Source organism: Pseudomonas kurunegalensis (genome assembly GCF_030291635.1).
Lineage (GTDB): Bacteria > Pseudomonadota > Gammaproteobacteria > Pseudomonadales > Pseudomonadaceae > Aquipseudomonas > Aquipseudomonas monteilii.
Genome location: NZ_CP127871.1, coordinates 5,374,941 through 5,389,447, shown reverse-complemented (window position 1 = coordinate 5,389,447; position 14,507 = coordinate 5,374,941). Strand labels below are relative to the sequence as shown.

The 14,507-nt window shown below is 55.3% G+C and carries 3 protein-coding genes; all 3 read left to right on the top strand.

What is annotated here, in order from left to right; genetic code table 11:
• Positions 1-139 precede the first annotated feature (139 nt).
• Positions 140-3,037: a DEAD/DEAH box helicase gene (locus tag QQ992_RS24585; protein WP_286111365.1), complete on the top strand. Its 2,898-nt coding sequence runs from the start codon at positions 140-142 to the stop codon at positions 3,035-3,037.
• 33 nt (positions 3,038-3,070) lie between these two features.
• Complete coding sequence (locus QQ992_RS24580) at positions 3,071-7,918, top strand: Eco57I restriction-modification methylase domain-containing protein (RefSeq protein ID WP_286111364.1); 4,848 nt, start codon at positions 3,071-3,073, stop codon at positions 7,916-7,918.
• A gap of 151 nt (positions 7,919-8,069) precedes the next feature.
• A complete protein-coding gene (locus QQ992_RS24575; RefSeq protein ID WP_286111362.1) occupies positions 8,070-14,507 on the top strand; it encodes a DEAD/DEAH box helicase in 6,438 nt (2,145 codons plus the stop codon).

Below are 14,507 nucleotides of genomic sequence, written 5' to 3'. Positions count from 1 at the left end.
GTCGCAGCATGTTCATCCGGTCAGCCAAATATCCATTTAAGGCTTCACCTCACCGGTGGATCTGTCGCATCATCGGGCCATTATCGTTGACGCCACATGGCACCGGATGTTGGGGTCGTGTCTGTTACAGGAATGTTCAATGCAAAGTCTTTATGCTCCAGGCGCTCGCGTCGTTATCCGTGACTGCGAATGGGTAGTGCGCCGAGCTGATCCCTGCGATGACGGTGGTTACATCCTCACGGTCGACGGGTTATCCGAGCTGGTCAATGGCAAGAGTGCGCAGTTTCTCTCGCGGCTAGAGGAGCAGGCTGACGTGATCCGTATTCTGGATCCTGCAGAGACCTGCTTCGAGCAGGACACCACCCCGGGGTTTGAGAAGAGTCGGTTGTTCATCGAAACCCAGCTGCGGCAGATCACTCCAGCCGATAGCAAGATTCATCTGGGTCATCGCGCAGCGATGGATACGGTACCTTATCAGCTCGATCCCGCGCTGCAGGCGCTCAAGCAGAACCGCCAGAGAATCCTTATTGCCGACTCAGTAGGCCTGGGAAAGACTCTGGAAGCCGGCATCCTGATGACTGAGCTGATCCGCCGGGGCCGCGGCAAGCGCATTCTGGTGCTGACGCTGAAAAGCATGATGACCCAGTTCCAGAAGGAGATGTGGAACCGATTCACTATCCCACTGACTCGGCTGGACTCCGCCGGCCTGCAGCGTGTGCGCAATCACATACCGGGTAATCACAACCCTTTCTACTACTACGATAAGTCGATCATATCTATCGACACGCTGAAGCAGGACAACGAGTATCGCCGCCATCTGGAAGAGGCCTACTGGGACATTATTGTCATCGACGAGGCCCATAACGTCGCCGAGCGCAGCAGTGGCTCGCAGCGTGCCAAGCTCGCGCAACTGCTGGCTGGCCGCTCCGATACGCTGATCATGCTCTCGGCCACGCCGCATGATGGCAAGGCGCGCAGTTTTGCAAGCCTGATGAACATGCTTGACCCGACTGCCATTTCCGATCCGGACGACTACGCCAAGGAGGACTTCCGAGATAAGGGGCTGGTCATCCGTCGCTTCAAGAAGGACATCCGCGACCAGGTAAAGCAGGAGTTCAAGGAGCGGGTAGTCAAGGACATCTACCTGCACGCCTCACTGGAGGAGGAGGGTGTTTACCAAGCCCTGCTTGATGTGCCCTTCACTTACCGTGGCGAGCATAGTGCGACCAGCAACGGCCAGTTAGTGCGTATCGGCCTGCAGAAAGCCATGTTTAGCTCGCCGGCTGCCGCCGAGATATCGGTCAAGCAGCGCATTGCCAAGTTGCAGGGTAAGGGTGCCAGCACCGACGAGCAGGCTGAAATTGAAGCGCTCCACAACCTTCAGCACGCCTTGCGCAACATCACCCCGACCAGCTTCAGCAAATATCGGGAATTTCTCGGCCTGCTGAACAGCAAGGACTTTGGCTGGAAGAAGAGCGACACCGACGACCGCCTGGTGATCTTCAGTGAACGGATCGAAACGCTCAACTGGCTGCAGGCCCAATTGCAGCAGGATCTCAAACTTAAGGACGATGCCATCCAGATACTGCATGGCGGCATGAGCGACATAGAGCAGCAATCCATTGTCGAAGCCTTCGGCAAGCCGGAAAGCAAGCTGCGTGTATTGCTTTGTTCGGACGTGGCTAGTGAGGGTATCAACCTGCACTACCTGTCTCATCGTCTGGTGCATTTTGATCTGCCCTGGTCGCTGATGGTGTTCCAGCAGCGCAACGGTCGGGTTGACCGCTACGGCCAAGAGCAGACGCCGATCATCACCTACCTGATTGCCCAGAGCAGCAACCCGACGGTCAAGGGCGACCAGCGCATACTGGAAATCCTCAAGGAGAAGGACGATCAGGCCTACCGTAACATCGGGGATCCAGCCACTTTCATGAAGGTCCACGATGCGGACGCTGAAGAAGCGTTGACCATGCAGGCCATGGCCAACGGCACCGACGCACAAACCTTTGATCAGCAGTACCAAGCCGATGACAGTAATGAAGGCGACGATCTGCTGGCGCTGTTTCTCAACCCCGAGGCCGTGCAGCCAAAAACTCCTGAGCAGGTAGAACAGTTCACCGTCGACGGCTTCAGCTTGTTCCCCAGTGACTATGAGTTCGCTCGTCAGGCGCTGGAAGCCATCAACCGTGAGCGCCGCCAGGTCAACTTCACGGCCAACAATGAACGTCAAACCATCACCCTGACGCCTCCGGACGACCTGGACTACCGTTTCCGCTTCCTACCCCCGGAGATCCGCCCGGAAGATGGCAGCCTGGTACTTACCGCTGACAGGCAGCGTTTTGCCGAAGAAATTCGCCGTAGTCGTCAGGACGAGAACGCCTGGCCCAAGCTGCACTACCTCTGGCCCCAACATCCGGCGATCCAATGGCTGCAAGACAAGCTGCTGGCCCAAGTGGCTCGGCACAGTGCGCCGGTACTAGCGCTGCCGGATATCGACCGGGTCACTCAGCTAATGCAACCCGACGAGAGTGTATTCCTGGTCAGTGGCCTGATTCCCAACCGCAAGGCCCACCCAGTGATCTGGAAGTGGTTCGCCATCAGGATCCGTAACGACGCGGTCACGGGCATCGAACCTGCCGAAGCGTGGTTGCAGCGCCTGCAGCTGGACAACCGCTTGCCTAACCGCGCTCAGCCGCTGGCTATCGTTCAGCTAGAACGTCTGCGGCCGGCAGTGATTACCGCTGCGCGTAAGCAGATGCAGCAACTGCAACAGGATTACATCGCCGCACACCGACCGCAGCTGGAGCGTCAGCTGGCCGAGCTCAAGGCGCTTAAGGGGCGTCAGGTCCTGCAGCTCGATCTGCAACTGGAAGGTTCCAGTCAGGCGGAACATTTCAAGGCCGCTCGCAAAGAAGAGCGTCTGAACCGGATTGAAAAGGTGTTTGCTGACTACCAGACCTGGGTGCAGGACACTCACACCATAGAACCTGTGCCGTTTATTCAGATTCTTGCCGTATTTACCCGGGTCACAGACTGAGCAGTCGGGCTCAGGCAAAGGAGTAAAAGTTAGATGTCGTTACAGGACAGCGTGGCCACCTTTATCGGGTTGAGCAACGATAACGAGTTTTTTAGCGCTCATTACCTTGCAGAGGTATTCCAGGGCGACTTGGCTGACACCATCAAAGAGTGGGAAATCCGGGAAGAGCAGGGCGAAGGTTTCGTCACCCCGCAGCGCGCTCTGCGCAACCTGAATCAGGGCTATTTTGCCCTGCGCCACAAGCTCAAGACTGAACGCAGCGCCAGTGAGCGCATCCGTCTGCAACGCGAGTTCTACCGCGACCTGCTTGGTGCGCTGGGTATTACCTACCAGCCCGGCAACCGTGAGGTTGCCGCCAATATGGAGCTGCCAGTGCTCAGTGTGCTGGGTGACCAGCTATGGGTGTTGGGTGCACTGGATGCTAATAGCGAGGGCGAAGATCCGCTGTCGCTGCAACTGCACCGTGACCAGTTCTTCGGCTCTGGTCCGCACCACGACAAATTGAGCAATACCGACTGGTACCGCATCCTCAATGAAGTGGTGTTTCGCCAATCCAGCCCGTATAACGAGCAGCCGCCGCGTTGGGTACTGCTGCTCAGCGACCGCCAGGGCATTCTGATTGACCGCTACAAGTGGTCGCAGAATCGCATGCTGCGTTTTGACTGGGAAGAAATTCTCGGACGTCGAGACGACCGCACCCTCAAGGCTACCGCGGTACTGCTGCACCGAGAAAGCCTGGTGCCGGATGATGGCCAGAGTCGACTCGACAGCCTGGATGAAAACAGCCACAAGCACGCCTTTGCCGTCTCCGATGATTTGAAATACGCCCTGCGCCACGCTATTGAGTTGCTCGGCAACGAAGCGGCCGCGCGACTGGTCGAGCAGGCCCGAGACCGCAAAGAGGGCATATACAGTGGCAGCAATGCGCTGGACCCCGACCAGTTGTCCAGCGAATGCCTGCGCACCATGTACCGCATCCTTTTCCTGTTTTATATCGAAGCTCGGCCAGAGCTCGGCTACCTACCGCACCAGCACGATGCCTGGCGCCAAGGCTACAGTCTGGAAAGCCTGCGCGATCTGGAAAGTGTTCGCTTGACCACCGAAGAAAGCCGTCGCGGTCACTATTTTCACCACAGCCTACAGCGCATGTTCGGCTTGATCTACAAAGGCCACCAGCTCAACCGCCAACTCGACCAGTTGCACGAAAGCACCGCCAACGGCTTCACCCTGCAGGGCCTGGACAGCCACCTGTTTGACCCGGCTAACACTCCGTTGCTCAACCGCGTCACCTTCAGCAACGAAACCCTACAGCGAGTGATCCAGAGCATGTCCTTGACCCGGCCTCAAAAGGGCCGTAAGCGTCGTGGTCGTGTCAGCTACACCCAGCTCGGTATCAACCAGCTTGGTGCCGTATATGAAGCGCTGCTCAGTTACCGTGGTTTCTTCGCCACCGAGGACCTCCACGAAGTCGCCGCCAAAGGCCAAAACATCAACCCTGATGAATTGGAAACTGGCTTCTTCGTCACGCAAAGCCAGCTGAAAGAATTCGACGAAGACAGCGAATGGGTTTACGACATCGAGGACAAAAAGAAAAAGCTGCGCGTCCACCCCAAAGGCAAATTCATCTATCGGATGGCCGGGCGCGATCGGGAAAAATCCGCCAGCTTTTACACCCCGGAAGTACTTACCAAAAGCCTGGTGAAGTACACCCTCAAGGAACGCCTGACAGACGACATCACCGCCGACGATATCCTCAACCTGACGGTGTGCGAACCCGCCATGGGCAGCGCCGCCTTCTTGAATGAAGCCGTCAACCAGCTCGCAGAGGCCTACCTCACGCGTAAACAGCAGGAGCTGGGCCTACGGATTCCCCACGAGGACTACCAACGCGAACTGCAGAGGGTAAAAATGCACATCGCCGATCACAACGTGTTCGGTGTTGACCTCAACCCCATCGCTGTTGAACTGGCGGAAGTTTCCCTCTGGCTTAACGCCCTCAGCGGTGGCCACAACGTACCCTGGTTCGGTTACCAGCTGTTCGCCGGAAATAGCTTGATTGGTGCCCGCCGTGAGGTCTTTCCGGCCAGCACTCTCAAGAAACAAGCCAAGGGAAGCCTCTGGTACAACCATGCTCCGCGCCGGCTCGACCCCTTTGGTCTGCAGGAACAGGCAGGCGAGGGTGGCCGAAAAGAAGGGGAGATTTACCACTTCCTGCTGCCCGATCCTGGCATGGTTGGCTACAACGACAGCGTTGCCAAACAGCTGCGCCCGGATGCCTTCAGTGCTATCAAAGAATGGAAAAAGGCTTTCTGTGCTCCGCTCGAAGCGCAGGAAATTCGTACCCTGCAAGCGCTGAGTAATGCAGTCGATCGTCTATGGCGCGAACACACCCAGATGCTGGAACAGCACCGCCGGCGCACCGAAGATAGCTACCCCTTGTGGGGCCAGCAGGGCATGGCCGAACACCACACCAGCACCAAAGAGAAAGACCAGCTGCGCACCACTGGCATCTTCAATACCAATGCCCGCGTTGCCTCGCCCTACCGCCGCTTGAAACTGGCCATGGATTACTGGTGCGCCCTCTGGTTCTGGCCGCTGGACAAGGCAGAGCAACTGCCCGATCGGCAAAAATGGTTATTCGACCTCAATACCATCCTCAACAGCGCTGGCACCTTCGAATTTGCCCCGATGCAAGAAGGCTTGTTCAGTGCTGAGTCAGCGAAAGGAGAGGACCTCTTTAAACCCATCGAGGACCTTTTCGCCGCCGACGAGCCCCAACAAGCCCTGCGCGTTGAAACCCAAGCTGTCCGCGACGTCAGCACCCAGCAGGGCGAGCTCAACCTGGAAAAGCTGTTCAAGAACCCGTTTTTTAAGACCCTGGCCATCGCCAACGAACTGGGTGAACACTTCCGCTTTTTCCACTGGGAACTGGCTTTTGCCGACATCTACGCCAAGCGCGGTGGCTTTGATATTACTCTTGGTAATCCTCCATGGTCTGCATTGAATTTTAGTTTGGAGCGAGTTGTCGGTGACTTTTCTCCTGAACTAATTCTCAGGGCTATGAGTGGAGAGGATAAGGCCGCATTAGAGGCGCGAATGTTAAAGAGGGATGATGTTCTCTCGGCAGTGATAAAGGAGCTTGAAGAAATCTCTGGGGCTAGAAGCTTTCTGGGTAGTGTTGGGAATTACCCGTTTTCATCCTCAATGAAGTGTGATTTGTACAAAGGGTTCGCGGAGCTCCAATTTAAATTACTTTCGCGGAGTGGTGTCTCTGGACTGCTACACCAAAACAGTATTTTTGAGGAGGAAAAAGGCGGTTCTATGAGGGGGAAAGTGTATCAGCATTTGATTTATCACTTTTCTTTCGTGAACCAAGAAAAATTATTTCCGATCGGAAATACTAGAGCTTATAGTCTTAATGTGGTTTCACATATTGAGCGTAATAATTCTGCTCAAATGATATTTGGCCTTTATCATCCAAATACGATCGATGAATGCTTTACCAGCCACTCTGTCTCTGATTTGGGTAAAAAGAATCTCAATGGAGGCTGGAATAGGCAGGGATCTCTTGCTCGCGTCATCAATCTAGATGAGGAATATTTAAAGTTTGTCGATTATTTTTTTGAGCAAAGCATGAGCGCTGAGAGCTGGCGGTCTGCAAGGCTTATTTCCTTCCGGTCGGGGCTGGAAATAGCTGCGCTGCTTAAGCTAAATAAATTTTCGAAAAATAATTTGAAGTTTACTGCTGGTGAACGAAATTTTGGAGAGCTAGAGTGTGTCGAGAAAACTGGCTTTGTTGAGCAAAAAAAATTCGTACTTCAGAGCGCCCATATCGGATTGGCTAATGTTTTCTCACAAACGCCGAAGCGGGTGTGCGATACACATCGCGCCTATACGGCTCTAGATATTTTCGATGTCGGGGATGATTATCTTCCTAGAAGTAACTTTGTAGTCGAGGGTTACGATCCCAATCTGTCCGTATCAAAAATAGTGGCTAGACGTCGGGTGGATAAAGAGGGGGAACGGACTTTGCTGTCAGGTTGGGCTCCGGATTTGGCTCAGCAAGAAGGGGTCAGTTATTTTTCTTTAGGTGATAATGCTGAGAATCTCTTATGGGCGACATTGTTAAGCTCGTTGCCTTATGATTATTTTCATAGGGTTATTGGTAAGCCGGATTTCCGGTTGAATGCGCTTAGAAAACTGCCTGTTCTAGAGTTCTCGGCCTCTAAGAGAGCTGAGTTTCTGGTTCGCGGTATTTGTCTGTTCTCGACTCTTGAAGTATACAAGGAGATTTGGGGGGCTGTTTGGTGTAATGAATTTAGGGGGGCTAAATGGACCTCTAATAATGAGTGTCTGTTGCGAGACTTCTTCTCCAACCTCACCCCCGAGTGGCAACGCCATAACGCTCTGCGTAGCGATTACTCCCGCCGGCAGGCGCTGGTTGAAATCGATGTCCTCGTTTCACAGGCCCTTGGCCTAACGCTGGAAGAACTGCTCACCATCTACAGGGTTCAGTTCCCGGTCATGCGCCAGTATGAAGCCGATACCTGGTATGACCAGAATGGTCGCATCGTCTTCACGCCCAGTAAAGGCCTAGTCGGTGTCGGCTTGCATAGAAAAGCCCGTAACAGTGACCTGGCCGAAGGCACCCACTACTCGGTCGAGTCCTCGGACTTCAACGCTCACGACATTGCCCTCGGCTGGGAAGATATCCAGCATTTGACCCAGGGCGTTGTACGCAAAACCTATCAGGACGACACCCTGCCTGGCGGTCCTTGGGAAACCACCATCACTTACCACGCCCCCTTCTTTAAACCTGATCGGGAAGATGACTACCGGGTGGCTTGGGCCATTTTCGAGGAGAGCACTGGATGCGCGTAATCACGCGCCGAGCGGTGCTGGCGCATGAGCGGAGATGTGTTGGTTTGCCTAAGGTAAAATTTTTATATTAGGGGTCTGGCTGTGCGGCCCAGCGCACTGCGAGGTACCTTCAGCAGGGCATTTGCTCTGTCCCAGATGATAAGGACGTTTCATGATTCCCGGCTTGTTGGCCAGCGAAGTATCCGCTGCACTACGCGAATTTATCATTACTGGTTTCGAGACTGAAACCTCACCATTCCGGGGGGAGTTCCGCCGTCTGGTTGAGGAGCAGCAGGACGGCGAGGCTTTCATCAAGGGGCCTTACGTTACCGTTGGCTTGCCATTTCTGAGTGGTCAGTCAGGCTGCGATTTCTTTTCTGGATTTAAGACTGAATTCCCTCCTCATGCTCACCAGGAGCAGGCTTGGCGGCGCCTTACGGCGAATGGCAAAGCAGCCAATGCACTGGTGGCGACGGGTACTGGTTCGGGTAAGACCGAGTGCTTTATGTACCCGGTGCTGGATTTCTGTCAGAAGGCTGGCAAGCCCGGTATTAAGGCTATTGTCATTTACCCGATGAACGCTTTGGCGACGGATCAGGCCAAGCGTTTTGCCAAAGAAATCTATAACCAACCGTCACTGAAGGGGCTGCGTGTTGGGTTGTTTGTCGGCGGTGATGGCCAGGGCATCAAGTCCATGGGACCGGACCAGGTAATCACGGATAAGGAAACCCTGCGCCAGAATCCGCCCGACGTGCTGCTTACCAACTACAAGATGCTCGACTACCTTTTGATGCGCCCGCAGGACCAGAAACTGTGGGTGAACAACGGGCCCGACACCCTCCGTTATCTGGTAGTGGATGAGCTGCATACTTTTGATGGCGCCCAAGGTACGGATCTGTCGCTCCTGATCCGCCGCTTACGTGCCCGCTTTGATCTGGCGCCGGAGCGCCTGATCTGCGTGGGTACCTCGGCGACATTGGGAGGTGAAGACAGTGTGGCGGGGCTGCTTCAGTATGCCAGCGATATATTTTCCGCTCCCTTCCCACGGGAGGCGGTGATTACTGAGCAGCGTCAGTCGCCGGATGAATTCATCGACACGCTGTCGTTCCTCAACCTGAACCCGGACATTGCTCCAGAGACCCTGCAGGTCGCGCTGCGCCAGGGCTTGAACGAGTATTTGCTGGTCGCTTACGAGTTGTACTTCAGCAAACAGCCAGAGATGGATCTACAGGAAATGCCAGGGCGTATAGCGCTTGGTAAGGAGCTGAAGCAGCACGGGCAACTGGCCAATCTATTGCGACATCTGCGGCAGGGCGACAAGACTCCAACCTTCAGAGAGCTGGCGAATCGTCTGGCCGCTCAGATTCCAAAGCGTTTTCAACGTCAGCCGGAACAGGCACTGATTGCTCTTTTGTCATTGGCAGCTCATGCACGGGCGGAAACGAAGCTGCCCCTGATGCAGCTGCGCCTGCAGCTGTGGGCACGAGAGCTGCGACGTATTGTCGGTACCTTGCGTGAGCCTGTTCCCGCAGATGATCTTGAGATCGAGGAGACCGACAGTATCAAGCGCTTGCCGCCCTTGCTGGCGTTCGGTGATGACCCGCCGGCCAGGGACAAGCAGCAGATTCGGTTGCCACTCGTGCAGTGTCGTGAGTGTCACGGTACGGCCTGGTTGACGCGGATGGAGGTGGCGCAGCCGGTCAATCAGCAGATCGAATTGGATCTGGCCAATATCTACTCGGCGTTCTTCAGCAATCACCAGGAAACCGGGTTGTTGATGCCTTGGCAGCCTAGTGGTGATAAGCAGATGAGCGGTCCAAGGTTGACCCATTTCCGGGTTTGCCGTGAGTGCGGCTTTACCGCAGGGTTGGAACATAGCGGTGGGTGCAAGGCATGCCAGGCTGGGAATGAAGCGCTGGTGCGTGTCAGTCGCCCAGATTTGCTCAAGGAGGAGCGTGTCGGCCAGGTAAACCGGGTTGTACATCAGCACAACTGCCCGTACTGCTCCGCAAAAGCATCCCTCGTGGTGTTCGGTGCGCGAGCCGCGAGTCTGAGCGCGGTGGCAATTCATCAGCTCTTCAGCAGTCGCGATAACGATGACCGAAAACTGCTGACTTTTAGTGATTCGGTGCAGGATGCAGCGCATCGCGCCGGTTTCTTTGCCGCCCGTACCTGGCAGAACAACGTTCGAATGGCCCTGACTCAGCTGCTGGAAAATCATACCGGTCCGGTGCCGCTCTTGCAGATACCGGAATTGTTTGAGCGTTATTGGCTAGAGCATGAAGGTCAGCATGGGCACTTGGCGCTGCCGTATTACCTGCGTGAGTTCATGCCGCCGGATAAGCGTTTTGATGGGGACTTTGAATTTTTTGAGCAGTCCGGTGAGGTGCGCAATCCGGTCCGACATTTGAAGATCATCCGTAATCGCATGCTTTGGCAGGTGCTGGAGGATCTGGGTTGGCGTGCGCAGGTAGGTCGCTCGTTAAATCGCTTAGGCATTGCAGCGCTAGAGTGGCCGCTGGATAAGGTGCAGCAGGCTGCGAAACGTTGGGCGACTGAGGTAAATAATACGCTCGGTTATCGGATTGATTCTGAGGCAGCCCAGCAGTATATGCAGGGTCTGATGCTGCATCTGGTGTATCTGGGGGCATTCGCGTTAGAGGACCTCGCGAGCTATCGCTGGAATTCTGGGAAGTCTTATTTGCTGAACCTCCTTGATTACGCGCCGGCCAGCGGTCCGTCTGCCGCTCGGCCACGTTATCCGGCAGCGAGTAATGGTGATGGCTTTGAAGTGCTTTCTGGAAGCCAGGGCGCTAGCTGGTACCAGCGTTGGCTAGTTTGTCTGAATCCGGGAGAGTTGGTCGATCGAAAACAGTTGGAGTCGGTGTTGGGAGCGTCCCTCAAGGCTCTTTGTGCGACTGGGCTGCTTAAAGAGGAACTGAGTGAGCGTGGTGTTCAGTTGTGGGCGGTGGTGCCTGACGTGCTGCAGGTAACCACGGAAGTGCATAACGTAGAGTGCCCGGGCCATCGTTCTCTGCTGTTGCCGGCAAGCCATGCCAAGGCTTGGCTAGGCATGCCGCTGTTGAATGCGGCACACCCGGATCTGCATTACTTGCAAGTTGTACCCCCACGGGACTCGCTGTATCGCAACCTGTTCCGCCATGGCGTCATTCACCGGGTGATAGCTCATGAGCATACCGGGCTGCTATCCACACCGGAGCGGATCCGCGTCGAGAACAGTTTTATGCGTGAGGGTGGCAAACCGTGGGAATACAACCTGCTCTCTGCTACGCCGACCCTGGAAATGGGTATCGACATTGGCAATCTGTCCAGCGTGCTGCTTTGCTCCGTGCCGCCGGCACAGGCGAACTACCTGCAACGCGTTGGGCGAGGTGGGCGGCGTGATGGCAACTCCTTCGTCCTGACCGTGGCCAACGGTCGGCCCCATGACCTGGTGTTCTACGCCGACCCGAGCCGTATGCTGGATACCCCGGTGGAGCCCCCAGCGGTTTTTCTCAAAGCGCGGTATGTGTTGCGTAGGCAATTGCTGGCATATGCGATGGACTGCTGGACCAGAGAATCCAGGGGCGACAACCTAGTGCCTTCGAATATGCAGCCGGTACTGGATGCGGTGGAAAAGGTCCAAGAAGACCGCTTCCCCTATACCCTGCTGAATTTCCTTAAGCACAATATGCAGGAAATCTGGGATGGCTTCAGTGCTTATGTAGCCAGGGAGCTCAGTGGTGATGATCTTGAGTTGCTGCGCCAGTTCTTGTTTGGCGGGCCGCAGCATCTGGATGACCATTTGCAGTTGTATGTGCTTGGGCGGCTCAAGGTGGTTGCTGATGAGCGGGCAAATATGGCTGCGCGCAGTGCGGATCTGAAAAAGCAGATCGACAAGCTAGTCAAGGCACCACAGGACGAGCATACCCGTGACGAACTCGCTGAGCTTGAGCGAGAGCGTGAGGGTTTCAATCGTTTGCGCTATGTGATGAACCGGCGCGAAACGCTCAATTTCCTGACAGATGAAGGCTTACTCCCCAACTACGCCTTCCCAGAGGAAGGAGCAACCTTGCATTCGGTTATCTTCCGATCAGAAAAAGCGACTTCTGGTGATGGGGCTGAGCGCGAGTTGATCAAGCGCGAGTACGAATACCAGCGACCGGCACAGGCAGCGCTGACGGAATTGGCGCCCGAGTCGGTGTTCTATGCCGGTAACCGCAAGGTGAAGATATCCCGAGTGGAAACCGCCAAAGGGCGCAATATTCAGGACTGGAGATTCTGCCCGCGATGCCATTATTCCGCGGCTGCGGACAACCCCACTGCAGGCTTCAGCGAAAAGCTCTGTCCGCGTTGCCATACTAGTCAGTGGGGGGATTCAAGCGCTCGTACCAAGATGCTGAAGATGACGCAGGTGTATGCGTTTACTAACTCACGCGATGCGCTGTTGAATGACCACTCGGATGATCGGGAGCCGGTATTTTTTAGTAAGCAGATGCTGATCGATTTTAAGCCTGCAGATATCCATATCACTTGGGTTTTGGATGATAAGGATCGTCCGTTTGGTTTCGAGTTTATCCGCTCGGCGACTTTCCTTGAGGTGAACTTCGGTCGCCGTGACGGCGACGAGATGATGTTCGAGGTGGCTGGCGAGCAGCTGCAGCGATCCGGCTTTGCCGTTTGTCGCGAGTGTGGCTCGGTGCAGAGCCGTAAGGTGATGGCAGGCAAGGGCGAGCCGGTTCATCTGAAGAGCTGTAGCTATGCCAAGGGCGTGAAAAAGCTTGTCAATGGCGGTGACGACTTTGGACTGGACAACTGCCTGTATCTGTACCGCCAATTTACCTCGGAAGCCCTACGTATTCTGTTGCCAAGACTGGCAACGGGGGGGACTGAAGAGCAGATTAACTCCTTTGTTGCAGCCCTGCAGTTGGGACTCAAACGACGGTTTGGCGGCAAAGTTGACCATCTGCGAGTAGCCCATCAGAGCGAGCCGATAGGGGAAACAGACGAACGTCGACATTTTATTGTGTTGTACGACTCTGTGCCTGGCGGGACTGGGTATCTGCATGAGCTACTGAGCCGGGCTGAGAACATGCAGGCTGTGTTCCGCATGGCTTACGATGTCATGGAGGCGTGTGACTGCTACGAGCACACGATGGATGGTTGTTATCGCTGCCTGCTGGAGTACCGCAATGCCTATGGCATGGAGAGCACCAGTAAGGCGATAGCCTTGGAAATGCTCAAGGACATTGTCGAAGGTGAGCATGAGTGGGTGCAGAACAGTGAGTCCCTAAGTTCGCTCTCCGGTAATCCCTGGGTGGAGAGTGAGCTGGAAGCGCGTTTCCCCGAGGCGCTTGCGCGATTCAGTGGTATGGATTGCGTCAGCGGTCAGAAGGTCAGGGTATCGGCTGACATTATTCACGGTAAGACCGGTTACCGGCTAACGATCGGCGAGCAGGCCTATGAAGTGGAGCCCCAGGTTGATCTGGGCAAGGCTGAGGGTGTCCAGTTTGCCAGTCGACCGGATTTCGTGCTTTGGCCTGCATCGGCTGGTTTCAAGCCAGTTGCGATCTTCCTTGATGGCTACCAATTTCACGGACAGAAAAGTAGCGAGGACTTGATCAAGCGACAAAGCTTGATGCATGCCGGTTTCGTGGTATGGACATTGAACTGGTATGACGTTAACAAGGTGATCGGTGATAAAGCCTCGGATGTGCCATTACTAACCGGTATGACTTCACCAGCACAGCATCACCAGGCGATCGCGGGGCTGGCAAAATTGGCAGGGACAGCCAATACGGCTCAACACCTGAGCATGCCCACCTTCGACTTGCTCATGCACTTTCTTGCCGATCAGAATCCGCAAGCGTTGTCGGAGCAAGCGCTGTTTTTCATTCTGCAATGCTTGCCGGCTGCTTCGTTGGCCGACGCCGAAGTTCGGGCGAAGCTTTTGCAAAGTCTCCATGGCTTGCCGGTAAGCTTTACCGATCAGCAACCTGAACCGATAGCTCTCGGGGGGGCGGTGGAATTCAAGGATGCGCAAGGGGCTGCGCTGATCAGCTTGGGTTTTATTGCCGGTGCGGATTTGGTCAGACAGTTTGATCTGAACCAAGCCTTGGTGTCATTTTGCTACGACTTGAAGCAAGGCAGTGAAGAGGCTGCTCGCTATCAATGGCAGAGATTTTGGGCTGCGGTGAATTTTCTGCAGTTCCTGCCGCTGTTTTATGCCTGGACGCCCCAGTCCAAGCACGATGGGACAGCTGCAGGCTTGCTCTGGCCGTTGGTTGGTGCGGGGGCCGAAAAGTCGGTGGAAGTACACCAGTTGCCCGACTGGTTCCAGCTGCTGGACGAGAACGTAGCCACCGCCTTGGGTGTGCATCAGATTGCTTGGCCTATGTCTGTTGTTGTGGGCGATGCGGTTATGGATGAGCAGGGTGAGGTGGTCGGTGAAGCAGAGCTGCTCTTACCTGAGCAGAAAATTGCTCTGCTGCTTGAGCATTTGGAAGACCAGCAGGCGGCGATGGCGTATTTGCAGAAAGCAGGCTGGATCATCGTTTCCAGCGCCGAGGATCTGGTTAAGGCCATCACCCAATTGAATTCAGGAGCCTGA

Excerpts from the sequence above, each read along its gene's own strand:
- QQ992_RS24575 (WP_286111362.1), top strand. The coding sequence starts at position 8,070 with ATGATTCCCGGCTTGTTGGCCAGCGAAGTATCCGCTGCACTACGCGAA.
- QQ992_RS24585 (WP_286111365.1), top strand. The coding sequence starts at position 140 with ATGCAAAGTCTTTATGCTCCAGGCGCTCGCGTCGTTATCCGTGACTGC.
- QQ992_RS24580 (WP_286111364.1), top strand. The coding sequence starts at position 3,071 with ATGTCGTTACAGGACAGCGTGGCCACCTTTATCGGGTTGAGCAACGAT.